Source organism: Streptomyces canus (genome assembly GCF_030816965.1).
GTDB lineage: Bacteria > Actinomycetota > Actinomycetes > Streptomycetales > Streptomycetaceae > Streptomyces > Streptomyces canus_E.
The window spans coordinates 8,282,518-8,308,667 of record NZ_JAUSYQ010000002.1 but is presented as its reverse complement, the minus strand read 5'-3'; the positions used below and the strand labels follow the sequence as shown (position 1 = coordinate 8,308,667).

The following is a 26,150-nucleotide window of genomic DNA, read 5'->3' as shown; positions in this document are numbered from 1 at the left end:
CTTTCCTCCCACGCCCCCTTTCCGGAAAGGATCCTCCCGTGCGAAGAACCCGCATCCTCACGGCCGTGCTCGCGCTCGCGGCCGGGCTGCTCGCCGGCACCCCACCCGCACTGGCGGCCGACAGCACCGCGAAGGTCTCGCTCGCCGCCGACACGTACACCTGGAAGAACGCCCGGATCGACGGGGGCGGTTTCGTCCCCGGGATCGTCTTCAACCGCTCCGAGAAGAACCTGGCGTACGCCCGCACCGACATCGGCGGGGCCTACCGCTGGCAGGAGTCCTCCAAGACCTGGACACCGCTGCTCGACTCGGTCGGCTGGGACGACTGGGGGCACACCGGCGTGGTCAGCCTGGCCTCCGACTCCGTGGATCCGAACAAGGTGTACGCGGCCGTCGGCACGTACACCAACAGCTGGGACCCGAAGAACGGCGCGGTCATGCGCTCCTCGAACCGGGGCGCGAGCTGGCAGAAGACCGACCTGCCCTTCAAGCTCGGCGGCAACATGCCGGGGCGGGGCATGGGCGAGCGGCTGGCGGTGGACCCGAACAGGAACAGCGTGCTGTACCTCGGGGCGCCGAGCGGCAAGGGGCTGTGGCGCTCGACGGACTCGGGGGTGACCTGGTCCCAGGTGGCGAACTTCCCCAACGTCGGCAACTACCAGCAGGACCCGACCGACACCAGCGGCTACGCCAGCGACAACCAGGGCATCGTCTGGGTGACCTTCGACGAGTCGACGGGCACGTCCGGGAACGCCACCCGGGCGATCTACGTCGGCGTCGCGGACCTCCAGAACTCGGTGTACCGGTCGACGGACGCGGGCGCGACCTGGACGCGGCTCGCCGGCCAGCCGACGGGCTACCTGGCCCACAAGGGTGTCCTGGACGCGGCGGGCGGCTATCTGTATCTCTCCTACAGCGACAAGGGCGGGCCGTACGACGGCGGCAAGGGCCAGGTGTGGCGGTACGCGACGGCGACCGGCACCTGGACGAACATCAGCCCGGTCGCGGAGGCCGACACCTACTACGGCTTCAGCGGGCTGACGGTGGACCGGCAGAAGCCCGGCACGGTCATGGCCACCGCCTACAGCTCGTGGTGGCCGGACACCCAGATCTTCCGCTCCACGGACAGCGGGGCGACCTGGACGAAGGCGTGGGACTACACGTCGTACCCCAACCGCGCGAACCGGTACACCATGGACGTCTCCTCCTCCCCGTGGCTGACCTGGGGGGCGAATCCGTCGCCGCCCGAGCAGACGCCGAAGCTCGGATGGATGACGGAGTCGCTGGAGATCGACCCGTTCGACTCGAACCGCATGATGTACGGGACGGGGGCGACGCTCTACGGCACGGAGAACCTCACGAACTGGGACTCCGGCAGCCAGTTCACCATCAAGCCGATGGTGCAGGGCCTGGAGGAGACGGCGGTCCTCGACCTGGCGTCGCCGCCCTCGGGCGCGCCGCTGCTGAGCGCGCTCGGCGACATCGGCGGCTTCCGGCACACGGACCTCACCAAGGTCCCGTCGATGATGTTCACCTCCCCGAACTTCACCACGACCACGAGTCTGGACTTCGCCGAGACGAACCCGAACACGGTCGTGCGGGTCGGCAATCTGGACTCCGGGCCGCACATCGCGTTCTCGACGGACAACGGCGCCAACTGGTTCGCGGGGAGCGACCCTTCTGGTGTGAGCGGGGGCGGAACGGTGGCCGCCGCCTCGGACGGCAGCCGGTTCGTGTGGAGCCCGGACGGCGCGGGTGTGCAGTACACGGCCGGCTTCGGTTCGTCCTGGTCGGCGTCGAGCGGCATCCCGGCCGGGGCGATCGTGGAGTCGGACCGGGTGGACGCGAAGACCTTCTACGGCTTCAAGTCCGGGAAGTTCTACGTGAGTACGGACGGCGGGGCGACGTTCACGGCGTCCGCGGCGACCGGACTGCCGAGCGGTGACAGCGTGCGCTTCAAGGCGCTGCCCGGCGTGAAGGGTGACGTCTGGCTCGCGGGCGGGGCCACCGACGGGGCGTACGGTCTGTGGCACTCCACGGACGGCGGCGCGAGCTGGTCGAAGCTCTCGAACGTCGACCAGGCCGACACGATCGGATTCGGGAAGGCGGCCACGGGGGCGTCGTACCAGACGCTCTACACCAGCGCGAAGATCGGCGGCGTCCGTGGCATCTTCCGCTCGACCGACAAGGGCGCGACCTGGACCCGCATCAACGACGACGCCCACCAGTGGGGTTGGACCGGCGCGGCCATCACCGGTGACCCGCGGGTGTACGGCCGGGTGTACGTCTCGACCAACGGGCGGGGTGTGATCTACGGCGAGACGTCCGACACCGGCGGAGGCGGCACCGATCCGACGGACCCGCCGGACCCGACCCCGACGGGCGCCTGCGCGGTGACCTACAAGATCACCAACCAGTGGTCGGGCGGTTTCCAGGCGGACGTCCAGCTGAGCAACACCGGTTCCAGCGCCTGGACCGGCTGGTCACTCGGCTGGACCTTCCCCAACGCCCAGACGATCGCCCAGACCTGGAACGCCGAGGCCGCCCAGTCGGGCTCGACGGTCACCGCGAAGAACGTCGGCTGGAACGCCAACGTGGCCGCGGGCTCGTCGGTGAGCTTCGGCTTCACGGGCAGCTGGTCGGGAACGAACGGCAAACCGACCGCGTTCAAGGTGGGTGACCAGGCCTGCACGGTGGCCTGACCCGACGACAGGGCGGCTGTCCGCAGCCGCCCTGTCGCTCATGTCACGGCGTGTACACCGCCGGCCTGGGCGCCGTCGCCATCCCGTTGCCGATGAAGAAGCTCGGATGCGGGGGCTGGTTGTAGGCGGTGTTCTGCCAGGCCAGGCCCGTGCGGTACATCGTGTCGTGGAGCAGGGTGGTGATCTTCGTCGTCGTCTCGATCGGGGTCGAGTAGATCCTGAGCGCCGTGTTGCCCGATGTCGGCCAGACGACCTCCTCGCGCCAGTCGCCCAGGATGTCGCCGGACAGGGACGGGGTCGCCTTGGTGCTGTTGTTGGAGTGGACCGACGCCCCGGTCAGCAGGCGGGTGTCCGACGACGTGCCGTACTTGTCGATGTGGGTGCCGTCGAGGAGTTCGCGGACCGTGTCGCCGTCCCACCAGGACAGGAAGTTCGCCGAGGACGGCTCGCGGCCCTTCGTGGCGCCCGCCTCGTCGCGGATCGAGGTGTCGGAGGCCGACCAGACCTCCGCACCGTCGTTGCCGGCCCAGATGTCGCCGGCGACACCCCGCCCGTTGTCGCAGCACGCGGCCAGTTTCCAGTTCACCGTGCCGTTCGCCGGATTGATGTACAGCTCCGCCGGCTGGGAGGTCGACTCCGAGACCTTGAAGTACTCGAGACCCGCGTGGGAGGGGTCGAGGTCGCCGAGGTGCTGGGCGTCGCCGTGGCCCGTCTTCGTGGTCCACAGCCCGCTGCCGTTGTCGTCGACCGCCATCGCGCCGTAGACGATCTCGTCCTTGCCGTCGTTGTCGACGTCCCCGACGGACAGACTGTGCGAGCCCTGACCGTCGTAGCCCTTGCCGCTGTTGGTCGAGGAGTTGGTGTCGAAGGTCCAGCGGCGGGTGAAGGTGCCGCCTCGCCAGTCCCAGGCCGCGATCACCGTACGGGTGTAGTAGCCGCGGGCCATGATCAGCGACGGGCGGGCGCCGTCCAGGTAGGCCGTCCCCGCGAGGAAGCGGTCGACCCGGTTGCCGTACGAGTCGCCCCACGACGACACCGTGCCGCGTGCCGGGACGTAGTCGACGCTCTGCATGGCCTTGCCGGTCTGGCCGTTGAACATCGTCAGGTACTCGGGCCCGGACAGGACATAGCCGCTGGAGTTGCGGTGGTCGGCCGACGCGCTGCCGATCACCGCGCCCGTGCCGTCGACGGTGCCGTCCGCCGTCTTCATGGCGACCTCGGCCTTGCCGTCGCCGTCGTAGTCGTAGGCCTGGAACTGCGTGTAGTGGGCGCCGGAACGGATGTTGCGGCCCAGGTCGATCCGCCACAGCCGGGTGCCGTCCAGCTTGACGCCGTCGAGGATCGTGTTGCCGGTGTAGCCGGACTGGGAGTTGTCCTTGGCGTTGGTCGGCTGCCACTTGAGGACGAAGTCCAGTGCCCCGTCGCCGTCGAGGTCGGCCACGGACGCGTCGTTGGCCTCATAGGTGTAGGCGACGCCGTCAGGGGTCGTGCCACCGGCCGGCGGGCTGATGGGAACGTCCTTGTAGCCGCTGCGGAGTTGGACCGCGTGGACCGAGTCCGCCTGCTCGACACCGCCGACGATCGCCCGGACGGTGTAGTCGGCCTCGGCGGGCGCGCCGGAGTGGAAGTAGTTCGTGGAGCCGGTGACCGGGGTCGAGTTGACCTTCGTGCCGGCGCGGTAGACGTTGAAGGACACGTCGTTCGGGTCGGTGCCGAGCCAGCGCCAGCTGACCAGGTTGCCGCTGCCGGTGTGCACGCTGACGACTCCCCGGTCGAGCCTCTCGACCTGGCGGGCGGTGGCGGCCTCGGCCGTACCGGGCGACAGTGCGGTCAGGCCGGCGGCCACGAGGGCCACGGCGGCGGTCGTCGCCGAGAGGAGGACTCGGCGTCTGCGGTGCGGGTGCGGGTGCTGCACGGGGTGGACCTCCGAAGCGGTGAGGACGGACGGGTTCCGCTCCTCAGTCGCCGCACGGGGAAGCGGAGTTGCCGTACCTTTCGGCCAGTTCGGCAATCGTCCGGGCCATCCGTTCGCGCAGCTCGGAGGGTTCCAGCACCTCGATGTCCGTGCCGAGGCGCAGGAATGCGCCATGGGCGTGCTCGACGGACTCGACAGGGACCCGGGCGAGGGTCCAACCTTCGGAATCCGTACGGCCATGGACCGCCCTCGGCAGCCGCACGCCCGGCGCCAGCCGCACGAGGGCCTCGCCCCGGTACAGCCGGTCGTGGAAGTCCCGCTGGTACACCGTCCACCAGGCAGCCAGGTCGAAGCCCTCGGGGCGGGTGAACTCCTCGTCCGAGGAGGCCAGTTCGAGGATCTGGTCGACGCGGAAGGTGCGCGGTCCCGGTCCGGCGACGAGGTACCAGCGGCCCGCCTTCGACACCAGTCCGTACGGCTCCAACCGCCGCTCCACGTCGGTGGGTTCGGCCCAGCGGCGGTACAGGACATGGAGCACCCGGCTGCTCCAGACCGCTTCCGCCACCGCCGGGAGAAACGGCGCCTGTTCGGCCTCCGTGTACCACCCGGGCGTATCGAGATGGAAGCGCCCGCTGATCCGGTCGGCGTGGGCCCGCAGTTCCTCCGGCAGTGCGGCCCGCACCTTGAGCTGGGCGGCGGCGAGGACCGAGCCCAGGCCCAGCTCGGCAGCGGGACCGGGCGCTCCGGCAAGGAAGAGGGCCTCGGCCTCCTCCGCGGTGAGGCCGGTCAGCCGGGTGCGGTAGCCGTCGAGGAGGCGGTAGCCACCGGCGTGGCCCGCGTCGCCGTACAGCGGGACGCCCGCCGCGCTCAGGGCCTCGACGTCCCGGTAGACCGTGCGCACGGACACCTCCAGCTCCTGGGCGAGCTGGGCGGCGGTCATCCGGCCCCGGGTCTGGAGCAGGAGGAGGATCGAGACGAGTCGGCCGGCCTTCACTGACATATGGTGTCAGGGAAGTGGGCCTAGCGTCCTGCGCATGGCTTTCACCGAGAAGCTGCTGACCGTGCCACCGCCGATCGAGGTCGCCGGGCGGCACATCAAGCGCTACCACGTCACTGCCGACCCGGCCGGCATCGCGCCCGACGTCGAGAAGGCGGCGTACGAGATCCTCCCGGAGCTGCTGCCGGAGCCGGACGGCACGCCACCTGCGGCCTTCGTCGTCCTGCACCGGGGCGCGGACACCGGCGCCTACCTCAACGTCTACAGCTGGGTGTGGGACAACGTGCTCCACTTCCGGGGTGCCGCCGCCGGGCAGCCGGCGCTCCGGTGCCCGGACGTCGACCCCACGCACTTCGTCACCCCGGACCTGCCCTGGATCGGCTGCGTGTTCGAACTCCCGCCGATCCTGCACGAACGGGACGCCTGGGTACGCCACCTGCTCGCACCCGAAGTGCCGGATCTGGCCGCCTACTTGTCCGATTCCCTGCCCGAAGGAACCACGGGAGACCGCTCATGAGCAGCCCGCACGACTTCGACTTCTTCCACGGCGACTGGACGGTCGTGAACCGCCGCCGCACCGACTTCCTCGACCCGGACAGCGGGTGGGAGGAGTTCCCCGCGACCAGCCGCTGCCGGCCGCTGTTCGACGGGGCCGCGAACGTCGACGAGATCGACATGCCGCACCTCGGAGCGAAGGGGGCCACCCTGCGGCTGTTCGACCGCGAGACCGAGCAGTGGTCGCTGAACTGGGCCGCGAGCGGCAGCGGGAAGCTGTACCCGCCGGTGATCGGACGGTTCGAGGGCGGCCGCGGCGAGTTCTACGGCGACGACAGGTACGACGGGAAGGACGTGCGGGTGCGGTTCGTATGGGCGGACGTGTCAGCAGCCGGAGCCCGGTGGGAGCAGGCGTTCTCCGTCGACGGCGGGGAGACCTGGGTGACCAACTGGACCATGGACTTCAGCCGGCCTTACGGAACGCCCGGACGCTGAACACCGGGTCGGGGCGCGGGAGTTCCTGGTCGGGCAGCGCCTTCAATTCAAGGCGGGCGGCGAACCGTTCCGTGAGCGGGTCGCCGGGCGGCAGCAGGGTGAACCAGCCGCGCCGCAGGTCGGCGGCGGTACGCCGGGGACTGCGGCCCTGGCCTCGGCCCGGGAAACGGGCCTGCCCGGCCGGGTGCAGGCTGTGTGCGGCGGCGTACGACTCGACGAGCGGCGCCGCGTCCGGGGCGGGGCGCCGCGGGCGCGGGGCGAGGACGGCGTCGATGTCGCTGCCCACGTCGTGTGCGGCGGCCTTGTCGACGGTGGTCACGTACACCCCGCCGGGTCTCAGGACCCGGGCGCACTCGGCGACCACGGCACGGACGTCCTCGGGCCGGTCGAGGAGGTGCAGCAGCCACACGCTGGTGACGGCGTCGAACACTCCGTCCGGGAACGGCAGCGCACGGCTGTCGGCGAGCACGACCGCGCCGGGCAGCCGTACGGCGGCCATGCGGGCCATGCCGTACGTCAGGTCGGCGCCCGAGACCCGGGTCGCGGGCCGGGCGGCGGCGAGCCGGCGGGTGACGATCCCGGTGCCGCAGGCCACGTCGAGGAGCCGCCGGGTCTGCGCGGGGATCAGACCGAGCACGGCGTCCGCGGCCGCGGCGGCCCGGGGTTCGCCGCCGCGGGTGACGTCGTAGGCGTCGGCCTCCTTGTCGTAGTCGAGCACGGGCTCACTGCGCTCCGTGACCCTGGGCGAGCGCCTCCACCCGCTGCGCGAGCTCGAAGTCCTTCTCGGTGACGGCGCCGCCCGCGCTGTGCGTGTGCACGGACAGGGCGACCGTGTTGTAGCCGAGAGTGAGGTCGGAGTGGTGGTCGAGCTCCTCCTGGACCTGGGCGATGTGGACGACCATCGCGGTCGCGGCGAAGTGCGTGCCGAGGCGGTACGAGCGGGTGAGGCGGCCGTCGTCGACGGACCAGCCCGGCAGTTCCGCGAGCCGGTCCTCGATCTCCTTCTGCGACAGAGGTTCGACGGGCATGACCTCGCTCCTTCCTGAGAGTCTGGGTGTTTCAGCGTCCCACAGCTGTGCCTCCGCGGCTCACCGTGGTCCGCGGCCCGCCCGTGGGCCCGCTCCTCGGTTACGGTCGTAGGTATGACCATCGTCCCCTCCGGTACAGCCGCCCCCTCCGATCGGGGCGTCGGTCCGCTTCTGCGCGCCTGGCGGGAGCAACGGCGGGTCAGCCAGCTGGAGTTGGCGCTGCGGGCGGACTCCAGTGCCCGGCACATCAGCTTCGTCGAGACGGGACGCTCCCGCCCGAGCGAGGAGATGGTGCTGCGGCTCGCCGAGCATCTGGACGTGCCGGTGCGGGAGCGCAACGCGCTGCTCCTCGCGGCGGGGTACGCCCCGCGCTTCCCGGAGACCCCGCTGGACGATCCGTCCCTGGACGCCCTGCGCGAGGGGATCGAGCGGCTGATCCAGGGCTATGAGCCCTATCCCGCTCTGGTGTTCGATGCCGCGTACCACGTCGTGGCCGCGAACCGGGGCATCATGATGCTCCTCGACGGCATCCCGGAGTCCCTGCTCCGGCCCCCTCTCAACACCATGCGGCTCACCCTGCACCCCGAGGGCCTCGCTCCGCGCATCCGCAACCTGCCGGAGTGGCGCGGGCATCTGCTGGAACAGATGCGGCGGCAGATCGCCCTGCACCGCTCCCAGTCGCTGCGGGAGCTCTACGAGGAGGTGTCGGCGTACCCGGTGACGGTCCACGAGGGCGACGACAGCCCCGAACACACGGACCCCGCCCCGTACTTCGCGCTGCCGATGCGGATCGAGCACGAGGGCCGGACGCTGTCGTTCACCTCGTCCACGTCCACCTTCAACACGCCCATGGATGTGACGGTCGCCGAGCTGGCCATCGAGACGTTCCTCCCGGCCGACCCGTCGACGGGCAAGTACCTTCACTCACTGCTGCCCTGACGGGGCTCGGGGAACGGGTCCCGGACCGGAGTGCGCCGGCCCGGGACCCGCGACCACCACGATCCCGGCCCGCCGACTCCCGGTCGATTACGCGGGAGGTAAGGAAGGAGGCGGTCGTGACCGGTGAGACCGGCACGGGAACGTGGCACACTGCACGCAAGCTTCGACGCGTAGGGGAGGCGTGGCGTGAGTGAGCGGCGACCTGCGCCGACCGTGGGCCAGGTGGTGCTCGGCAGACGGCTTCAGGAACTGCGGGAGGCGGCCGGCCTCAAGCGCGAGGAGGCCGCGCAGGTACTGCGGGTGGCCCCCGCGACCGTGCGGCGCATAGAAATGGCCGAGGTCGCCCTGAAGATCCCGTATGTCCAGGTGCTCCTGGAGACGTACGGCGTCTCCGCGGAACAGGTCGAGGCCTTCGTCCAGCTGGCCGAGGAGGCGAACAAACCGGGCTGGTGGCAACGGTTCCACGACGTGCTGCCCGAGTGGTTCAGCCTGTACGTGAGCCTCGAGGGCGCGGCCGGGATCATCCGGTCCTACGAGCCGCACTTCGTGCCCGGGCTGCTCCAGACCGAGGACTACGCGCGTGCCGTCATGGAGGCCGGGACCATCGGGCAGTCGGGTTCCGAGGCGCTGGAGCGGCATGTGTCGCTGCGTATGGCCCGGCAGGGACTGCTGGAGCGCCCGAACGCGCCCCACCTGTGGGTGATCATGGACGAGACGGTGCTGCGCCGCCCGGTGAGCATCCGCTCCGAGGTGATGCGCGAGCAGCTGGACAAGCTCCTGGAGTTCGCCGAGCGCGACCGGGTCACGCTCCAGGTGTGCGAGTTCGAGGAGGGCCCGCACCCGGGGACGTACGCACCCTTCTCACTGTTCCGCTTCACCGAGCCGGAGCTGCCCGACCTGGTCTTCACCGAGTACCTGACCGGTGCGCTGTATCTCGACTCCCGCCAGGAGGTCGCCACGCATCTGGAGGTCCTGGACCACATGTCGGCGCGGGCCGCGTCGGCCGAGCGCACGAAGAAGCTGCTGCGGGAGCGCCGCGAGGACTTCTGAGCGGGCAGCACGACCACACGCCAGGCGCACCACGACCACATCACAGGGGAGAAGACACCGCATGACCGGATCCGACGCACCCAGGATCGACACGAGCCGCCCGCACCCGGCGCGGGTGTACGACTGGTGGCTGGGTGGCAAGGACAACTATCCGGTGGACGAGGCACTGGCCCGCAAGATCCTCGAGGTGGACGCCGCCGCGGTGCGCGGGGCGCGTGCCAACCGCCGTTTCATGCACCGGGCGGTCCGGACGGCCGCGGAGGCCGGTGTCCGCCAGTTCCTCGACATCGGCACCGGCATCCCCACCGAGCCCAACCTGCACCAGGTGGCGCAGGAGATCGCCCCGGACTCGAAGGTCGTGTACGCGGACAACGACCCGATCGTCCTGAGGCACGCGCAGGCCCTGCTGCACAGCACCCCCGAGGGCGCCACGAACTACGTGCATGCGGACGTCCGCGACCCGGACACCATCCTGCGGCCGGCCGCCGAGACCCTGGACTTCTCGGAGCCGATCGCACTGTCCCTGGTGGCGCTCACCCACTACCTGAACGACGACGCGTACGGGCTGCTCAAGCGCTACGTCGCCGAGCTCGCCCCGGGCAGTTTCGTGATCCTGTCGCAGGTCACGCCCGATCTGAGCCCCGAGGCCATCGAGAAGGCGGCCGAGCAGTTCCGCCGCAACGGCACCCCCTTCTTCCCCCGTTCGCTCGCCGAGTTCTCCCGCTTCTTCGACGGGCTGGAGCTGCTCGGCCCCGGAGTGATCCCGGTGTCGGGCTGGCGTCCGGGTCCCGAGGACGTGGCGGCCCAGGCGGAGGGCATCGTGCCGGTGTACGCGGGGGTCGCGCGCAAGGTCTGACCCGTACGGGTGCCGGTAACGGGTGCGCTCCCACGTCCCGCCCTAGGTTCGAAGCAGCCGCGGGCAAGCCAAGGGACCGGCGCGGCGCTGCTGCGGGCGGGGCGGTCTTCCGGCCCGGCAAGGCCCCCCGGCCTGCACGGCATCGGGCTGAACCGGCGGACGCGAGGCGGACGCGTCCACCGCGACCGCGGTACGAGGACCGGGTACGTGTACCGACGGCGGCGGTCGGACGCGCCCGGAGAACGTGGACGACGCTGAGGAGATCTGATGCCCTCGGACGCGGAGCCTCAGGCCGCCCCGCCCTTCGGGTCCTTCTCGTCGTCCACGATCTCCGCGTCGACCACGCCCTCCTCCTGTTGCGGTGCGGCCGGTTCGTCCTGCGGGGGCTGTTGCTGGGCCTGGGCGTACATCGCCTGGCCCATCTGCTGGCTGACGGAAGCGAGGTGCTCGACGCCGCTCCGGAGGGTGTTGGTGTCGGCGTTCTCCTCCAGGAGCCGCTTCAGTTCCGCGACCGCCGACTCGACCTGCGTCTTCGTGTCGGCGGGGACCTTGTCGCCGTTCTCCCGGACGAACTTCTCGGTCTGGTACACGAGTTGCTCGGCCTGGTTGCGGGTCTCGGCGGCCTCGCGGCGGTTGCGGTCCTCCTCGGCGTACTGCTCGGCCTCGCGCATCATGCGGTCGATGTCGTCCTTGGGCAGCGCCGATCCGCCGGTGACCGTCATCTTCTGTTCGCGCCCGGTCGCGAGGTCCTTCGCCGAGACGTGCATGATCCCGTTCGCGTCGATGTCGAACGCGACCTCGATCTGGGGGACGCCCCGCGGGGCGGGCGGCAGGCCGGTCAGGTCGAAGACGCCGAGTTTCTTGTTGTACGCGGCGATCTCGCGTTCCCCCTGGTAGACCTGGATGCCGACCGAGGGCTGGTTGTCGGTCGCGGTGGTGAAGATCTCCGAACGGCGGGTGGGGATCGTGGTGTTGCGCTCGATGAGCTTCGTCATGATGCCGCCCTTGGTCTCGATCCCCAGGGAGAGCGGGGTGACGTCGAGGAGGAGCACGTCCTTGACGTCGCCGCGGATGACGCCCGCCTGGAGCGCCGCGCCGACCGCCACGACCTCGTCCGGGTTGACCCCCTTGTGCGGGTCCTTGCCCGTGAGCTCCTTGACCAGGTCCGTGACCGCGGGCATCCGCGTGGAGCCGCCGACGAGGATCACGTGGTCGATCGCGGCGAGCTTGATGCCGGCGTCCTTGACCGCCTGGTGGAAGGGGGTCTTGCAGCGGTCGAGCAGATCGGCGGTGAGCTCCTGGAACTGGGCGCGGGTCAGCTTCTCGTCGAGGTGCAGGGGTCCCTCGGCGGAGGCGGTGATGTAGGGCAGGTTGATCGTGGTCTCGGAGGACGACGACAGTTCGATCTTCGCCTTCTCGGCCCCCTCGCGCAGCCGCTGCAGCGCCATCTTGTCCTTGCCGAGATCGACGCCGTACTGCCCCTGGAACTTCTTCACGAGGTGCTCGACGACCCGCTGGTCCCAGTCGTCGCCGCCCAGGTGTGTGTCGCCGTTGGTCGCCTTGACCTCGATGACCCCGTCGCCGATCTCCAGCAGGGACACGTCGAAGGTGCCGCCGCCCAGGTCGAAGACCAGGACCGTCTGCTCCTCGCCCCGGTCCAGGCCGTACGCCAGCGCGGCCGCCGTGGGTTCGTTGATGATCCTCAGGACCTTCAGCCCCGCGATCTCCCCGGCCTCCTTGGTGGCCTGCCGCTGGGAGTCGTCGAAGTAGGCGGGCACCGTGATCACGGCGTCGGTGACGTCCTCGCCGAGATAGGACTCGGCGTCCCGCTTCAGCTTCTGCAGCACCCGCGCCGACAGTTCCTGCGCCCGGTACCGGGTGCCGTCGACGGAGCCCTGGTCCGGGAAGCGCCAGCTCCCGTCGCCCATGTGCCGCTTCACGGAGCGCGCGGTGCGCTCGACGTTGGTCACGGCCTGCCGCTTGGCGACCTCGCCCACCAGCACCTCGCCGTTCTTCGCGAAGGCCACGACCGACGGTGTGGTCCTCGCCCCCTCCGCGTTGGCGACGACCGTGGGTTCACCGCCCTCCAGCACGGCGACCACCGAGTTCGTGGTCCCGAGATCGATCCCGACCGCACGTCCCATCGCTGTCCCCTTCCGCCAGGGATGTCCACCAGGGAGCCGTCCCGCACTCCAGCACAAAACTTGAGTGCGCTCTTGTCAATGGGGCGGGTGGCCCTGCTCAGCGGGACGAGTACCCCGGCGGACGCTCCTTGTGCGGCTCCCCGCGCAGCGCGACGGCCCGTCGCGGCCGGTCGGTGATCAGGACGTCGACGCGTGGATGGCCGAGAAACGCCCGCATCAGGGTGTCGTCGTTGACCGTCCAGACCATGGTGAACAGGTCGTGCCGGACCGCCTCGCGCAGCACGTTGGCGCGGGCCAGCCGGTGGTGCACGGCCACCCCGCTCGCGCCGCAGGCGCGCACCCGGCGCATCGGCAGCAGCTCGCTGAGCCGGGTGCCGGCAAGGCGGGCCCGGGCGATCTCCTTGCGGTCGCGCCCCAGCGACAGCGCGGTGCGCACACGCGGGAAGGCTCGTGCGATGGCCGCGACGGAACGGTCCTCCAGAGTCGTGGCGACGAAGCCGTCGGCGCCCAGCAGGGCGACCGCCCGGTCGATCAGCTCGCGCTCGTAGCCGCTCTCCTTCAGGTCCAGATGCCCGGCCAGCTTCCCCGCGATCAGGGACATCACCTCGTCGACGACCGGCACGGGATAGCCGGACCGTTCGCTGAGCTCGGCGTGGGTGATCTCGCTGAGACGCGGACCGGTGTGCCCCACCCGGGGGTCGTGATGGACGACGAAGACCCCGTCCGCCGTACGCCGGATGTCGAACTCGACGTACTCCGCCCCGGACCGGATCGCGTCCTCGTAGGCCTCCCAGGTCGCGGCGCCGGCACGCTCGGATCCGCCGCGGTGGGCGGAGACGGCGGGACGTCGTGGCATACGGCTCTCAGCTTCCGGACGATGGACGGGACGGCGACCGCGGTGCGGGCACCGGGGCGGCCGTCGGGGTCGCCAGCAACGCGCCGGAGCGCCTGCTGACCCGTCTGATCAGGAGGTATCCGATCACGGCGAGGGCGATGAACGGAAGCCAGGCCAGCAGGTACGCCGGGAGGTAGTGGGCGTCGAAGATGGACCGCCGATTGTCCACGTTCGAGGCGTTGACCCCGAAGAACGCCAGCAGCAGCGTCGGCGGCAGAGCGATGCCGGTGGCCACCGCGACGAGCGCCGACACCGTACGGTCCCTGCGGTCGTCGCGCTCGGCGAGCTGGGCCTGCAGAGCGGCCGAGCGGGCGCTGATCACCGAGGTCAGTCGCTCGACCATCCTGGCGGAGTTGTCCAGGCTGTCGGGGATGCCGAGGGCGTCACGCAGCGAGGACTGGAAGGCCTCCATGACCATCTCGGGGATCAGCAGGCTGTCGACGTACGCCTCGACGCCGAAGGCCAGGTCCAGCTGGAGTTCGTTCACCCCGTCGGAGAGCCGGGAGATCAGCCTGCGGATCTCGTACGGCGACTCGGCCGCGGCCCGTTCGTTGGCGCGCATGGTCTCGAAGGCGGCCAGCCGGGTGCGCTGGAGGACGGCGAGGGCGGAGATCATGCCGATGGCGACCAGGATCAGGCCGTTCTCCACGTGCTCGGCCCAGCCGGCGTGGACGGAGACTCCGCGGCCGTGCGCGGAGAGCGTGCGGCCGTGCTGGTGGAGGTGGGGCGACTCGGACGTGAACAGCCGGCCGCGGTACACGATCTCGTTGAGCAGGGTGGGCCGGCGCGTCTCGTCGGGGCCCAGCAGGTCGTTCTCCAGGTCGCCGCCGGGAAAGACCAGTTGGTGGACGTTCTGGCCGAAGGCGAGCGGCTCCCGCGGGGCGAGCCGTCCGCCCAGCGCGTCGAGCAGGGCTCTGGTGCCGAGCGTGATCCGGTCCCGGTCGAAGCAGGTGTCGGCGAGCCACGCCGCGAGCGCGGCAGGAGGCGTCTGTCCGGCGAATCCGCAGTCCAGGGCCAGGGTGATGTCCCCGCGCGGGGTGGCGAGGACGGCGACCTCGACGGACGCGAGGTCGAGTCCGTGGTCGCCGTGCGGCAGCCGCAGCTCCGCAGGTGCCACGTCCGCGACGAGCACCGGCACGGGCAGCACCGCCTCGCTGGACTTCAGGTGCAGGGCGAAGCGGCCGAAGTCGAATCTGTCGACGAGGCTGCCCAGCGAGGACCGCCCCGGGTCCAGGCGGCCGGTGAGGCTGAACAGCACGACGACGCGGGTCAGTTCACGGGTGCCGGAGTCGAGTGCCGCCGTACCGCCGGCCGTTCCCACAGTCATCGCGTTGCCTCCCGCACCACCGAACCGATCCCCGAACCGCGGCGCGCGCAGACCGCCCCGGACGGGCGGCCTGCGCGACCTGGTGCCTTCGGGTTCAGGCGAGCTTCGCGTCCAGTGTGATCGGTACGGCCTTCAGGGCCTGGCTGACCGGGCAGTTGACCTTGGCCTGCTCGGCGGCGGCCACGAAACCCTCCTCGTCGAGACCCGGCACGGTGCCCTCGACGGTGAGGTGGATGCCGGTGATGCCCTCTCCCGGCTGGAAGGTGACATCGGCGGAGGTGAGGAGCTTGGTGGGCGGGGTGCCGGCCCCGGCGAGGGCGTGCGAGAACGCCATGGAGAAGCAGCTGGAGTGGGCGGCCGCGATCAGCTCCTCGGGGCTGGTCTTGCCGTTCGCCTCCTGGGTGCGGGCAGCCCACGTCACCGGCTGCTCGTCGATGGCACCGGAGGAATCGAAGGTGACGACACCGTTGCCCTCGAGGAGGTTGCCTTCCCAGACGGTGTGTGCGGAGCGCGTGGTAGCCACGGTCAGTCCTTTCGTGTGGTCCCGCTGACGGGGGTGTGCGGGAACCATCCGATCACACTACGGCTCAGCTCACGCGGAAGACCGGCCCCCCTGCGGTGAACGGCAGCCTGGCCCGCTGCGGAGAGTCTGCGCCGGGGCGAACGAACGCGGCTGATTTCCTCAGGGCGACCGGACCTACCGGGGGCGCGGGGCTGTATCGACATGCGGCTCCGCCGCGTGGGCGCGACCAACCCCCCAGCGGCCCGCAGCCGAACACCTACGCGGCCTTCTCCTCCGCCTTCCCCAACGGCACTTGAGGACCCCCGGCTTCGTCGAGCCACCCCCGCAGCACCTTGTGCACCTGCTCGGCCCCGGTGATGTCCTCAGGAGGCTCGGACAGGGCGAGCGGCGACAACAGGAACGGCTTGGCCTGCGCACCCCCCAGGCCGCCGTGCGACCCGATCTGCTCCTCGAAGGCGAGCACCTCCCCCTCCGCAGGGTCGTACCAGGAGTTGACCATGATGTCGGCGGTGTGCGGAAAGGAGTGGGTACGCCGTACCGCCTCGACCGCGCCCGGCCCGAAGTCGGCCAACGGCCCGGGTTCGTCGTCAAGCCGGTCGAGGGGGATCTCCGTACCGAACGGCCCCAGCACCACCCCACCGTGCTCCTCGCTGCTCACCAGGAGGAAGCCGACACCGGGATGATTGGCGAGAGTGGTCAGCAGTGCCGGGTGCCTCGCGTCCATCTCCTCCTTGCTCATGCGGTGATGCACGTCCGGGAAGGAGACCAGCCCGAGGTTGCCGGACGCCAGCACGATCGGCTCGGAGTCGCGCGCGGGCCGGTACTGCTCACGCCCCTCCTTGCCCGGCCGGCGCAGCGCGGCACGGACGGCGGCGCGGGCCTCGGCCCCGCTGTGGGTGCGCTCGGCCTTGCGCGACACGGGCAGCCCGCAGCCGGCCCGGACCAGGTCGCCGAGGGTGAGCCCGTAGCGGGTGCGGAAGGTCTCGCCGGGGCTCTGGCCGTGGTCGGAGAGGACGACGATCCGGTACGGGCGCGGTGCGTGCTCGGCGACGTTCTCGATCAGCGCGAGCGAGCGGTCCAGGCGCTCCAGGACCTTCGCGGCGTCACGGCTCGTCGGCCCGGAGTGGTGGGCGACCTCGTCGTAGGCGACGAGGTCGGCGTAGACGGCCGTACGCCCGGCGAGCATGTCGCCCATGACGGCGGCGACCACGACATCGCGTTCCACGACCGTCGCGAAGGCACGGACGAGCGGGTACAGGCCTCCGCGGCCCACCCGGGGACGCTCCTTGCGTATCCGGGCGCGGGTCGACTGGCCGATCTCGCGGCCGACCTCGGCGAAGAACGACATGGCGGTGCGGACGGCGTTGGCGGGGTCCGAGAAGTAGGCGAAGTAGCCGGCCCGGGAGCGGGTCTCGCGGCTGCGGCGGCGGGTGGCGATGGACAGGACGAGGGCCTGTTCCTCGGCGCCGCCGGAGAAGAGGTTGCCGCGGCTCGCGCCGTCGACGGCGAGCAGTCCGTCGTGTCCTGCCTGTGCCACGGCCCGGTGCTGGAGTTCGACGGCGCTGGTCGGGCGGTTGCAGACCATCACCTCGCCGCGGTCCTTCTCGTACCAGCGGAAGGCGGGGACGTCGTGGTTGCTGCCGTGCAGGATGCCGAGCTGGCTGGCACCGGTCTGGCTGGACCAGTCGGTGCGCCAGGAGGTGAGCCGGTGGGTGGGGCGTGCCGCGCGGCCGAGGCGGTCGCCCTGGCCCAGCCAACGGGCGATCGTCGGCATGAGTCCGTCGCGGACCGCGGCCACCAGGACGTCGTGGCCCACTCCGTCGAGCTGGAGGAAGACCGTGCCAGGGGTGGCCGGGCCCAGGGGGCCGCCTCTGCGGCGGCGGTCGGCGAGACGGTACAGGCGGCGGCGGTAGGCGTCGTCGTCGCGCACCGCGAGGGCGCCGCCGGTGGCGGAGGCGACCGCGGACATCACGGCGGCCACCACGACCGCGGTCTCCGGGGCGGCGTCGCCGCGCTCGGCGGGGTTCAGGCGCAGGGCGAGCAGCAGCAGCGCCCCGTTGAGGAAGAAGACGAGGAGCCCGAGCACCAGGGTCGGCACGAGCAGGAACAGCCGTACGAGCAGCGGCCACACGACGGCCGACAGCACACCGAACGCACCGGCGCCGAACGCCGCGGTGACCGCGATCCGGGTCGCGCTGTCACCGGTCGGGGACTGAAGCCGGAAGTCCGGCAGGATCCCCGCCAGCACCAGCATTGTCAGGGTCGAGACGACCCATACCGTGACGCTCCGCCCGACCTGACTGACCACCCGCCGCCAACGCCCCGCACGCACGCCCCGTACACCTCACGTCCCGGCCCGTCGTCGGTGCGGGCGCTGGGACCAGCGTGTCATACGGGTGGCTAACGGCCGTCGTATCCCGCCGTCGGCATCGACAGCCTGCGATGCACCCTGGCCTTCATCTGGGCGTCGTAGAGGGGCTCCGCGAAGCCCACCGTCTCGACCCGTACCCCGCGGCGGGCGCATTCGGCGGTGAACTCCTCCACGGAGGACAGGGCGCTCTCCAGGACCCTGCGGCTCGGAGCCACGAAGAGATCCCGCCCCGCCCGCACCCCGTCCCACAGCACGCAGTGGTCGGCCCTGAGCCCCCGCACCAGCAGCTCCCGCCGCACCGTGTATCCCCGCTCCGCGGCCCAGCGCGCACACATCGCGTGCTGGCTGCGGGAGTCCACCAGGAAGGGGTCGGCGTCCAGCTCCTCCAGCGGCGTCAGACTCGCGATCGCCGTGACATGGACCGCTCCCATGGCGTCCCCCTCACCTCCGGGTTTCGCCGCCGACCCTACTCCAGCCCGTAGGCTTCGGGGAGTCGCGCGAAGGAGGCAAAGAGGTGCCGGTGGAGATCACCTGGTGGGGCCACGCCACCTGCACGGTGACGGATTCGGACGTACGTGTGCTCACCGACCCTCTGTTCGCTCGCCGTCTCGCCCATCTGCGCCGGCGCCGCGGTGCGGTACCGCCGCCGGGCGCCCGGCGTGCGGACGTGGTCCTCGTCTCCCATCTGCACGCCGACCACCTGCACGTTCCCTCGCTGGCACGGCTGGAGCCGGGCACGCGCCTGCTCGTGCCCCGGGGCGCACCACGCCAGGTGCCGGGGCTGCGCCGGCTCACCGACCTCCGGGTGGACGAGGTGGCGCCCGGCGACGAGCGACGCGTCGGCGACCTCCTGATACGCGTGGTGCCCGCCTGGCACGACGGGCGCCGGCTGCCGGTCGGGCCGCACCGCTCCCCCGCGCTCGGTTACGTCGTCGAGGGCTCGGCGCGGACGTACTTCGCCGGGGACACCGGGCTGTTCGACGACATGGCCAAGGAAGTCGGGCCGGTCGACGTGGCGTTGCTGCCGGTCGGCGGGTGGGGGCCCTATCTCGGGGAGGGGCACCTCGACGCCGGGCGCGCGGCCCAGGCCCTGGCCCGGTTGGCGCCGCGCAGTGCGGTGCCGGTGCACTACGGAACCTACTGGCCGATCGGGATGGACGCGGTGCGGCCGCATGAGTTCCATGCGCCGGGTGCGGAGTTCGTGCGGCTGGCGGCGGAGTTCGCGCCGGGCGTGGATGTGCACCGGCTGGAGCACGGGGAGAGCGTGCGGCTGGAGGTTGCGCGGTGATGTGGCTCGCAGCCGCCACCACGGGGGCGACGCCGGGGGCTGCCGGACAGGCAATCGGGTACCCGACGTTGTTCCTGCTGGTGTTTCTGGGCGCGTTGGTACCGGTGGTGCCCACGGGGGCGCTGGTGAGTTCGGCCGCCGTCGTGGCGTTTCATCAGACGGCGCCTCTCGCTCTGCTGTTCGTGTTCGTCACGGCCTCCACCGCCGCGTTTCTCGGGGACGTCGCCCTGTACTGGCTGGGACGGCGCGGGATGAAGTCGAAGAACGGGTCGCGGTGGCTGGAGGCGCTTCGGTCCCGGGCGCCGGAGGAGCGGCTCTCCCAGGCGCAGGGGAAGTTGGCCGACCACGGGGTGGCCGTCCTCGTCCTTTCCCGGCTGGTGCCGGCGGGGCGGATTCCGGTGATGCTGGCCTGTCTCATGGCCGAGTGGCCGTTGCGGCGGTTCGTTCGGGGGAATCTGCCGGCTTGTCTGGCCTGGGCCGTGACGTATCAGCTGATCGGGATCCTGGGTGGGTCGCTGTTCAAGGAGCCTTGGCAGGGTGTCGTGGCGGCGGTCGCGCTGACCGTGTCGATCAGCGCGGCGCCGACGGTGTGGAAGCGGGTGCGCTCCTAGGGGTGCTCATGGAGGTGCTCAGGGAGGTGCTCCAGCACCCGTGAGCCTCCGATCGGCAGGTCCCACAGGTCCTCGCGTGCCAGGCCCGCCTTCTCCCACGCCTCCCTGACCCTCGTGAGCGGTTCCAGCACCGGTTCCGCCGACAGCACGAACGTCGCCCAGTGCATGGGGGCCATGCGGCGGGCGCCCAGGTCCTGGGCCGCTCGCACCGCCTCCTCCGGGTCGCAGTGCACGTCGCTGAGCCACCAGCGGGGGTCGTAGGCGCCGATGGGCAGGAGGGCGAGGTCGATGCCGGGATAGCGGTGGCCGATACGGGAGAACCAGTGGCCGTAGCCCGTGTCGCCGGCGAAGTAGACGCGTCGGCCGTCCTGGGCGGTGAGGACCCAGCCGCCCCAGAGGGTGCGACAGGTGTCCGTGAGGGAGCGCTTGGACCAGTGGTGGGCGGGGACGAAGTCGAAGCGGACGCCGTTCAGTTCGGCCGCCTCCCACCAGTCCAGTTCGGTCACCGCGGTGAAGCGGCGGCGGTGGAACCAGCGGGCCAGCCCGGCCGGGACGAAGACCGGGGTGTCGCGCGGGAGGCGGCGCAGGGTCGGGGCGTCCAGGTGGTCGTAGTGGTTGTGGCTGATGACGACCGCGTCGATGTGCGGCAGGGCGTTCCAGTCGATGCCGACCGGGGTGATGCGGGCCGGGGTGCCGAGGATGCGGCGGGACCAGACCGGGTCGGTGAGGACGGTCAGGCCGCCGATCCGCACCACCCAACTGGCGTGCCCCGCCCAGGAGACGGCGACCGTGCGGGCGTCGACGGCGGGGAGCGGGGCGGGCGCGTAGGGCAGTTTCGGGATGTCGGCGAGGCCCTCGGGTCCGGGGCGTACGGCGCCCTCGCGGGCGAAGCGGGCCATGGCCTTCAGGCCGGGCAGCGGAGCGGTCAGACGGTCGTGGAAGGACCTCGGCCACACTCTCCGCTCCCCCAGGGGGCGGGGTTCGGCGAGCGGCGGGGACGGGGGCGCGAACGAGGGGGCCGAGGGCTCGTCGGCCACTCGGGTGCTGGTGGTCGACTCGGACTGCTGCGTCATCGAGGAGGCTCCCATCGCTGAGCGTCGTCGCGGAGGTCGTCGAAGACCGACTCCAAGGTGATCAACGCGCGTTGCACGTGTGGCAGTTCCAACGGCGCGGGTGAGGTGAGGCATTCCGCGCGTTCCTCGTCGGAACCGCCGAGCAGGGGCCCGGTGGACAGCCGTACGCGCAGCGCGCCGAGGTCGTCGCCGAAGCGGTGGCCGCCGGGTGCGGGCATGCCGAGCCGGGCGGTGAGGAAGTCCTCCAGGTCCTGGGCGTCTGCGACGCCGCGCGCGGTGAGCGCGGGGCGCAGCGGGCCGAGGTCGACATAGAGGTGGCGGCCGGCCCGCGGGGGCCGGGAGAGGGCGCCCGCGCCGATGACGACGGCGTGCGCCGCGGCGGCCACACGCGCGTGGAGGTGTCCTACGGCGGCGCGGTGGGCGGTGACCGGTTCGGGCTCGGTGAGGGCGTGGGCGGCGGCCGCCGCGACGGGTGCGGCGATGCGGGCGCCGAGGGCGGTCAGGATGTCCAGCACGCGCGCGTGGAGGTCGTCGCCGTCGCCGTCGCCGTTCGCCGGGAAACGGGCGAAGGCGGCCGGCCAGCCGGCCGGGAGCAGGCTGCCGGCCAGATCGGTGACGACGCTGACCCGGTCGGGCAGCATCTCGGCGGGGCTGAGCCAGACCGTCTCGTGCGGGGCGTGCACGGTGTCGCGCCAGGTCTCGTCGCTGACCAGGTGCAGACCCTCGCCCGCGGCGGCCTCGACGGTCTCGTGCAGCACCTCGGGCGGAGCGACGGTGGCGGTGGGGTCGTCGGCGACGGACAGCACCAGCAGCCGGGGGTCACCGCCCTCGGCCCGGACTCGGCGCACGGTCTCCAGAAGGGCGTACGGATCCGGGACACCGCCGCACTCGGCCGGTGTCGCCACGTGGAAGACGGGCCTTCCCAACAGGCGGGCGTACGGCGCCCACCAGGCGGCGCAGGGGCGGGGCACCAGGACGTCACCGCCGAGCGCGGCGGTCAGGGCGAGCAGGAGGGTGGGGGCGCCGGGAGCGGCGGCCACGTGGTCGGGTTCGGCGGGCAGACCGCGCCGGGCCGCGTAGTCGCAGGCAGCCTCCAGGAGCGGGGTGCCGCCGCCGACCGGTTCGGCGCGGGGGCGGGCCGCCGCGGCGGCGAGGACGGCGGTGAGTTCGGGCAGTACGGGAAGCCCGTCGTCGGGCAACGGAGGGCCGTAGCGAACGGGGCCGTGGCCCTCCGGGTCGGTCCGCATCGGTCACCTCCGTAAGGCGCTGTCCGGTGGCTCGTCCGGTCCGCCGTCTCGTGTTCTCGCGCCTGGCGCGCTCCTCGCGCTCTGAGTACCCACGGTGCTGCTCGACCATGGGCACCCGTGCGGGTTGCGCCCGTCACACGGACCTGACGTTTCGTCTCAGGCATCCGCCGCGGGGGACTTGCGGCGCAGTCGGTGGACGGCGCCCGCGGCGGCGCCCGCGATCAGCAGGGCACCGGCGGCCAGAGCGGGCACGGAGTCGGTGAAGCTGCCGCCCTGCCCGGCGTGGACCGGGCTCTGGATGACCGCGGTGTCGCAGCTTTCGGTGCGCGGTTCGGTGCGGGGCTCGGTCTGCGGCTCGGTGCGCGGTTCGGTGCGGGGCTCGGTCTGCGGCTCGGTGCGTGGCTCGGTGCGGGGCTCGGTCTGCGGCTCGGTGCGTGGCTCGGTCCGGGGCTCGGTCTGCGGTTCGGTGCGGGGCTCGGTCTGCGGTTCGGTGCGCGGTTCGGTGCGGGGCTCGGTCTGCGGTTCGGTGCGGGGCTCGGTGCGCGGCTCGGTGCACGGGCGGTGACTGCTGTCGGCGGCGGGGCCGCGGGCGACGGTGAAGGTGGCGCTCCAGGCCGGGCCCGGTGCGCGGTCCGCGGTCGGGCAGGTGCCGTCGACGGTCCACGCGGAGTCCGGGCCGACGCCGCCGGCACCTTCCTGAAGTTCCTGGTCGGCGGCGATGCGCGCGGTGCCGCTGTAGGCGGGGCCGGACACCTTGTCGTCGTCGCCGGGCACCAGCTGCAACCGGACGGTCTGCGTCTCGAAGGCCTCCGAGGTGGCGTCGACGGTGGCGGGCGGCGTCCCGGTACCGGGATCGCAGGAGACGGACACGGTGACACTGCCGCCCGGCTGGACACTGCTCGGGCTGACCTCCGCGGCCGGTTCCGCGAAAGCGATCGGCGGGGCGACGCCCAGGGTGACCCCGAGTGCGGGGAGGACGACGGACAGGGCCCGGAGACGGGCGGTGCGGCGCATGGGGCGGACTCCTTCGGCCGACGGCTGCGGGGCCCGTCGTCGGGCGTCGGGGTGACGACGACCGGACGGTGACGACGGACCGAGGGCACGACGGTCGCACCCACAGCCATCACAGCCCGGCCCTCCCCCTCCCGCGCGCGGCCGGAGGCCATTGGCGGGACAGGGAGGGCCGAGTGGGTGACGTCGGGGCGCCGGGGGTTTCGTTCCCTCAGAGCGGCCCCGTCACGCGGCGGCGTCCCGCATGATCTGCTCACGCAGCCGTCCGCAGCAGCGGCTGATCAGGCGGGACACGTGCATCTGGGAGATTCCCAGCTGCTCGGCGATCCGGCTCTGGGTCATGTCGCCGAAGAAACGCATGTAGAGGATGGCGCGCTCCCGCTCGGGCAGCGCGGCCAGCCGGGGCCTGACGGACTCGCGGTCGACGACCGTGTCCAGTGCGGGGTCGGACGAGCCGAGGGCGTCGGCGAGCGAGTAGCCGTCCTCGCTGCCGGGCAGTTCCGCGTCGAGGGAGAGGGCGGTGAAGCTCTCCAGTGCCTCGAGGCCCACCAGGACGTCCTCCTCGCTCAGGTTCGCCTGCTCGGCGATCTCCGCGACGGTGGGCCTGCGCCCCGGGATCGTCTGGGCGAGGTCCTGGGCGGCGAAGCGGACGCGGTTGCGCAGGTCCTGGACCCGGCGCGGCACGTGCAGGGTCCACATGTGGTCGCGGAAGTGCCGCTTGATCTCGCCGGTGATGGTGGGGACGGCGTAGCTCTCGAAGGCGTTGCCGCGCGCGGGGTCGTAGCGGTCGACGGCCTTGACCAGGCCGAGGGCCGCGACCTGGCGCAGGTCCTCGAAGCTCTCGCCGCGGCTGCGGAAGCGGCCGGCGAGCCGGTCGGCCATGGGCAGCCATGCCTCGACGATCTGTCCGCGCAGGGCGTCGCGCTCGGGTCCCGCGGGGAGGCCGGTGAGCCTGCGGAAGGAGTCGGCGGTGTCGGGTGCGTCGTCGTGCGGGTGGTGCTTCGCGCTCACTGAAGTGGGCATATGCGTCGCAACTCCCTTGATGATGCTCTGGGTTGGACGATCGGCGGGGAGCGCGTCCGCATACGGACAGGCGCGGCCGGGCGCCGCTCCCCCACACGTGCCTCCGGTCCGAAGCACTGTGACGCGCCTGCCCCCGGCCCCCGGCGGCAAACCAGGGCAGGTTTTCCGGGGCCGCGCAGGGTGACTCGTAAGGCTGCTGCCTGTGCCATCTATGTCGGGAGGTCAGCCCATGAGCACCAAGGTGTCCGATCACATCCTCGAGCGGCTCCGTGAGTGGGGTGTGGACCATGTCTTCGGCTACCCGGGCGACGGCATCAACGGCCTGCTCGCGGCCTGGGGCCGGGCCGACAACCAGCCACGGTTCGTGCAGTCCCGGCACGAGGAGATGTCCGCGTTCGAGGCGGTCGGTTACGCCAAGTTCAGCGGTCGTGTCGGAGTGTGCGCGGCGACCTCGGGCCCCGGCGCGATCCACCTGCTCAACGGTCTGTACGACGCCAAGCTGGACCATGTGCCGGTGCTGGCGATCGTCGGCCAGACGCACCGCACGGCGATGGGCGGTTCGTACCAGCAGGAGGTGGACCTGCACACCCTGTTCAAGGACGTCGCCTCGGAGTTCGTGGAGACGGTGACGGTCCCCGAGCAGCTGCCGAACGTCCTGGACCGGGCGATCCGCACCGCGTACGCCCGCCGTTGTCCCACGGCGATCATCATCCCCGGGGACGTGCAGGAGCTCGACTACTCGGCGCCCACCCACGAGTTCAAGATGGTGCCGTCCAGCCTGGACCGCAGCGACTGGACGGCGGTTCCGTCCCAGGAGTCGCTGGAGCGGGCCGCGGAGATCCTCAACTCCGGTGCCAAGCCCGCGATCCTCATCGGTCAGGGCGCGGCCGGAGCGCGGGCCGAGGTGGAGCGGATCGCCGAGCTGCTCGGCGCGGGCGTCGCCAAGGCGCTGCTCGGCAAGGACGCGCTGAGCGACGAACTCCCGTACGTCACCGGCTCGATCGGTCTGCTGGGCACGCGGCCGTCGTACGAACTCATGCGGGACTGCGACACCCTGCTGACCATCGGCTCGTCGTTCCCCTACACGCAGTTCCTCCCGGACTTCGGCAAGGCGCGGGGCGTGCAGATCGACATCGACCCGCACATGGTCGGGATGCGTTATCCGTACGAGGTGAATCTCGTCGGCGACGCGAAGGCGACGCTGCAGCGGCTGATCCCGATGCTGGACGTGGAGCGCGGCGGGCGCGAGTGGTACGACACGGTGTGCGACAACGTCTCGCGCTGGCGTGAGGTGATGGAGCGGCGGGCGCAGCAGTCGGCCGACCCGATCAACCCGGAGTACGTGGCCCACGTCCTCGACCCGCTGCTGCCCGACAACGCGATCGTCACCTCGGACTCCGGTTCCACCGCCAACTGGTACGCCCGGCACCTGACCATGCGTCCCGGCATGCGCGCCTCGCTGTCCGGCACGCTGGCGACGATGGGCCCGGGGGTGCCGTACGCGATCGGCGCGAAGTTCGCGCACCCGGACCGGCCGGCGATCGCGCTGGTCGGGGACGGGGCGATGCAGATGAACGGGATGGCCGAACTGATCACCGCGGCCAAGTACCGCGACCTGTGGGAGGATCCGCGGCTGATCGTCGCCATCTGGAACAACCACGACCTCAACCAGGTCACCTGGGAGATGCGGGCCATGGAGGGCGCCCCGTCCTTCCTGCCCTCGCAGCAGCTCCCGGACGTCCAGTACGCCGCGTTCGCCCGCTCCCTCGGTCTGACCGGGATCCGGGTGGAGAAGCCCGAGGACGTGGAGGCGGCCTGGCGAGCCGGCCTGGAGGCGGACGGGCCCGCGGTCCTGGAGTTCCTCACCGACCCGGCCGTACCGCCGATCCCGCCGCACGCGACCTGGGAGCAGATGGAGGCCACGGCCGCGTCGGTCCTCAAGGGTGACGCGGACCGGGCCTCCATGGTGAAGCAGGGTTTCAAGGCGAAGGTGCAGGAGTTCCTGCCGGGGCGGGAGAAGAAGTAGCCACCGGGAGGGCGGCCGGTTCGCGCCGGTCGTCCTCCTGCTCCGACAGCATCAGCTCCTCGTACCGGCCGAGCGCGAGCACGACGCCGAGCATGAGGATCGGTATGAGCGCGGCGAGGACCATCATCGCCATG

General features: G+C 71.6%; 24 protein-coding genes. 9 read left to right on the top strand and 15 right to left on the bottom strand.

The window, feature by feature from the left end:
- Positions 1-38 precede the first annotated feature (38 nt).
- Complete coding sequence (locus tag QF027_RS39125) at positions 39-2,702, top strand: cellulose binding domain-containing protein (RefSeq protein ID WP_307080057.1); 2,664 nt, start codon at positions 39-41, stop codon at positions 2,700-2,702.
- A 43-nt stretch (positions 2,703-2,745) separates the two neighbouring features.
- Here QF027_RS39125 and QF027_RS39120 read toward each other — a convergent pair whose 3' ends face one another.
- Complete coding sequence (locus QF027_RS39120; protein WP_306974188.1) at positions 2,746-4,617, bottom strand: rhamnogalacturonan lyase; 1,872 nt, start codon at positions 4,615-4,617, stop codon at positions 2,746-2,748.
- A gap of 43 nt (positions 4,618-4,660) precedes the next feature.
- A complete protein-coding gene (locus QF027_RS39115; RefSeq protein ID WP_307080055.1) occupies positions 4,661-5,611 on the bottom strand; it encodes a helix-turn-helix transcriptional regulator in 951 nt (316 codons plus the stop codon).
- A 40-nt stretch (positions 5,612-5,651) separates the two neighbouring features.
- On the opposite strand from QF027_RS39115, the gene QF027_RS39110 reads away from it, so the two are divergent.
- Together QF027_RS39110 and QF027_RS39105 are read left to right on the top strand one after the other, a co-directional pair.
- A complete protein-coding gene (locus QF027_RS39110) occupies positions 5,652-6,131 on the top strand; it encodes a hypothetical protein (protein WP_306974189.1) in 480 nt (159 codons plus the stop codon).
- Positions 6,128-6,604 (top strand): hypothetical protein, encoded by a 477-nt coding sequence (locus QF027_RS39105; protein WP_307080053.1) that lies wholly within the window; start codon positions 6,128-6,130, stop codon positions 6,602-6,604. The genes QF027_RS39110 and QF027_RS39105 overlap by 4 nt, the downstream gene beginning before the upstream one ends.
- On the opposite strand, the gene QF027_RS39100 is transcribed toward QF027_RS39105, so the two are convergent.
- Together QF027_RS39100 and QF027_RS39095 are read right to left on the bottom strand one after the other, a co-directional pair.
- Positions 6,573-7,322, bottom strand: a complete 750-nt coding sequence (locus tag QF027_RS39100) for a class I SAM-dependent methyltransferase (RefSeq protein WP_307080051.1) — start codon at positions 7,320-7,322, stop codon at positions 6,573-6,575. The genes QF027_RS39105 and QF027_RS39100 overlap by 32 nt on opposite strands.
- Positions 7,323-7,326: 4 nt before the next feature.
- A complete protein-coding gene (locus tag QF027_RS39095; protein ID WP_306974196.1) occupies positions 7,327-7,632 on the bottom strand; it encodes a 4a-hydroxytetrahydrobiopterin dehydratase in 306 nt (101 codons plus the stop codon).
- Between the two features lie 114 nt (positions 7,633-7,746).
- Here QF027_RS39095 and QF027_RS39090 point away from each other — a divergent pair, with 114 nt between their 5' ends.
- The 3 genes from QF027_RS39090 to QF027_RS39080 all read left to right on the top strand — a co-directional run bounded on the left by QF027_RS39090 (position 7,747) and on the right by QF027_RS39080 (position 10,477).
- Positions 7,747-8,571, top strand: a complete 825-nt coding sequence (locus QF027_RS39090; RefSeq protein ID WP_307080049.1) for a helix-turn-helix domain-containing protein — start codon at positions 7,747-7,749, stop codon at positions 8,569-8,571.
- Positions 8,572-8,757: 186 nt separating this feature from the next.
- The gene (locus QF027_RS39085) at positions 8,758-9,621 is read left to right on the top strand and encodes a helix-turn-helix domain-containing protein (RefSeq protein ID WP_306974201.1); all 864 of its coding nucleotides are present in this window, start codon (positions 8,758-8,760) and stop codon (positions 9,619-9,621) included.
- A gap of 61 nt (positions 9,622-9,682) precedes the next feature.
- On the top strand, positions 9,683-10,477 hold the full coding sequence (locus QF027_RS39080; protein ID WP_306974203.1) for an SAM-dependent methyltransferase: 795 nt from the start codon (positions 9,683-9,685) through the stop codon (positions 10,475-10,477).
- 287 nt (positions 10,478-10,764) lie between these two features.
- Here the strand turns inward: QF027_RS39080 and dnaK are convergent, their stop codons facing one another.
- The 6 genes from dnaK to QF027_RS39050 all read right to left on the bottom strand — a co-directional run bounded on the left by dnaK (position 10,765) and on the right by QF027_RS39050 (position 18,168).
- Complete coding sequence (dnaK, locus tag QF027_RS39075) at positions 10,765-12,621, bottom strand: molecular chaperone DnaK (RefSeq protein WP_307080047.1); 1,857 nt, start codon at positions 12,619-12,621, stop codon at positions 10,765-10,767.
- A gap of 97 nt (positions 12,622-12,718) precedes the next feature.
- On the bottom strand, positions 12,719-13,477 hold the full coding sequence (locus tag QF027_RS39070; protein ID WP_307080046.1) for a glycerophosphodiester phosphodiesterase family protein: 759 nt from the start codon (positions 13,475-13,477) through the stop codon (positions 12,719-12,721).
- A 7-nt stretch (positions 13,478-13,484) separates the two neighbouring features.
- Positions 13,485-14,843 (bottom strand): hypothetical protein, encoded by a 1,359-nt coding sequence (locus tag QF027_RS39065; RefSeq protein ID WP_307080044.1) that lies wholly within the window; start codon positions 14,841-14,843, stop codon positions 13,485-13,487.
- A gap of 94 nt (positions 14,844-14,937) precedes the next feature.
- Positions 14,938-15,366, bottom strand: a complete 429-nt coding sequence (locus QF027_RS39060) for an OsmC family protein (RefSeq protein ID WP_306974212.1) — start codon at positions 15,364-15,366, stop codon at positions 14,938-14,940.
- A gap of 256 nt (positions 15,367-15,622) precedes the next feature.
- Complete coding sequence (locus QF027_RS39055) at positions 15,623-17,698, bottom strand: phage holin family protein (protein WP_306974214.1); 2,076 nt, start codon at positions 17,696-17,698, stop codon at positions 15,623-15,625.
- Positions 17,699-17,766: 68 nt separating this feature from the next.
- Positions 17,767-18,168: a hypothetical protein gene (locus tag QF027_RS39050; RefSeq protein ID WP_031045739.1), complete on the bottom strand. Its 402-nt coding sequence runs from the start codon at positions 18,166-18,168 to the stop codon at positions 17,767-17,769.
- 83 nt (positions 18,169-18,251) lie between these two features.
- Between QF027_RS39050 and QF027_RS39045 the strand changes: the two genes are divergently transcribed.
- Positions 18,252-19,025 carry an MBL fold metallo-hydrolase gene (locus QF027_RS39045; RefSeq protein WP_306974218.1) on the top strand — a complete coding sequence of 258 codons (774 nt, stop codon included), beginning with the start codon at positions 18,252-18,254 and terminating at the stop codon, positions 19,023-19,025.
- Positions 19,022-19,636 carry a DedA family protein gene (locus QF027_RS39040; protein ID WP_306974219.1) on the top strand — a complete coding sequence of 205 codons (615 nt, stop codon included), beginning with the start codon at positions 19,022-19,024 and terminating at the stop codon, positions 19,634-19,636. The genes QF027_RS39045 and QF027_RS39040 overlap by 4 nt, the downstream gene beginning before the upstream one ends.
- Here QF027_RS39040 and QF027_RS39035 read toward each other — a convergent pair.
- The 4 genes from QF027_RS39035 to QF027_RS39020 form a co-directional block, all read right to left on the bottom strand.
- Positions 19,633-20,709, bottom strand: coding sequence for an MBL fold metallo-hydrolase (locus QF027_RS39035; RefSeq protein WP_307080041.1), 1,077 nt, complete (start codon positions 20,707-20,709; stop codon positions 19,633-19,635). The genes QF027_RS39040 and QF027_RS39035 overlap by 4 nt on opposite strands.
- On the bottom strand, positions 20,706-21,956 hold the full coding sequence (locus QF027_RS39030; protein WP_307080039.1) for an aminotransferase class I/II-fold pyridoxal phosphate-dependent enzyme: 1,251 nt from the start codon (positions 21,954-21,956) through the stop codon (positions 20,706-20,708). Before QF027_RS39030 ends, QF027_RS39035 begins: the two co-directional genes overlap by 4 nt.
- Positions 21,957-22,112: 156 nt before the next feature.
- A complete protein-coding gene (locus QF027_RS39025) occupies positions 22,113-22,970 on the bottom strand; it encodes a hypothetical protein (RefSeq protein WP_307080037.1) in 858 nt (285 codons plus the stop codon).
- A gap of 222 nt (positions 22,971-23,192) precedes the next feature.
- Entirely contained in the window at positions 23,193-23,990 is a 798-nt protein-coding gene (locus tag QF027_RS39020) for an RNA polymerase sigma factor SigF (RefSeq protein WP_307080035.1), read from the bottom strand.
- Between the two features lie 229 nt (positions 23,991-24,219).
- On the opposite strand from QF027_RS39020, the gene QF027_RS39015 reads away from it, so the two are divergent.
- A complete protein-coding gene (locus tag QF027_RS39015) occupies positions 24,220-26,016 on the top strand; it encodes a thiamine pyrophosphate-requiring protein (protein ID WP_306974227.1) in 1,797 nt (598 codons plus the stop codon).
- Here QF027_RS39015 and QF027_RS39010 read toward each other — a convergent pair.
- On the bottom strand, positions 25,970-26,149 hold the full coding sequence (locus tag QF027_RS39010; protein WP_062036958.1) for a hypothetical protein: 180 nt from the start codon (positions 26,147-26,149) through the stop codon (positions 25,970-25,972). The genes QF027_RS39015 and QF027_RS39010 overlap by 47 nt on opposite strands.
- Position 26,150: the final 1 nt, after the last annotated feature.

Coding starts and splice junctions, on each gene's coding strand:
- QF027_RS39110 (WP_306974189.1), top strand. CDS start 5,652: ATGGCTTTCACCGAGAAGCTGCTGACCGTGCCACCGCCGATCGAGGTC.
- QF027_RS39105 (WP_307080053.1), top strand. CDS start 6,128: ATGAGCAGCCCGCACGACTTCGACTTCTTCCACGGCGACTGGACGGTC.
- QF027_RS39095 (WP_306974196.1), bottom strand. CDS start 7,632: ATGCCCGTCGAACCTCTGTCGCAGAAGGAGATCGAGGACCGGCTCGCG.
- QF027_RS39090 (WP_307080049.1), top strand. CDS start 7,747: ATGACCATCGTCCCCTCCGGTACAGCCGCCCCCTCCGATCGGGGCGTC.
- QF027_RS39080 (WP_306974203.1), top strand. CDS start 9,683: ATGACCGGATCCGACGCACCCAGGATCGACACGAGCCGCCCGCACCCG.
- dnaK (WP_307080047.1), bottom strand. CDS start 12,621: ATGGGACGTGCGGTCGGGATCGATCTCGGGACCACGAACTCGGTGGTC.
- QF027_RS39070 (WP_307080046.1), bottom strand. CDS start 13,477: ATGCCACGACGTCCCGCCGTCTCCGCCCACCGCGGCGGATCCGAGCGT.
- QF027_RS39065 (WP_307080044.1), bottom strand. CDS start 14,843: ATGACTGTGGGAACGGCCGGCGGTACGGCGGCACTCGACTCCGGCACC.
- QF027_RS39050 (WP_031045739.1), bottom strand. CDS start 18,168: ATGGGAGCGGTCCATGTCACGGCGATCGCGAGTCTGACGCCGCTGGAG.
- QF027_RS39035 (WP_307080041.1), bottom strand. CDS start 20,709: ATGACGCAGCAGTCCGAGTCGACCACCAGCACCCGAGTGGCCGACGAG.
- QF027_RS39030 (WP_307080039.1), bottom strand. CDS start 21,956: ATGCGGACCGACCCGGAGGGCCACGGCCCCGTTCGCTACGGCCCTCCG.
- QF027_RS39025 (WP_307080037.1), bottom strand. CDS start 22,970: ATGCGCCGCACCGCCCGTCTCCGGGCCCTGTCCGTCGTCCTCCCCGCA.
- QF027_RS39020 (WP_307080035.1), bottom strand. CDS start 23,990: ATGCCCACTTCAGTGAGCGCGAAGCACCACCCGCACGACGACGCACCC.
- QF027_RS39015 (WP_306974227.1), top strand. CDS start 24,220: ATGAGCACCAAGGTGTCCGATCACATCCTCGAGCGGCTCCGTGAGTGG.
- QF027_RS39010 (WP_062036958.1), bottom strand. CDS start 26,149: ATGGCGATGATGGTCCTCGCCGCGCTCATACCGATCCTCATGCTCGGC.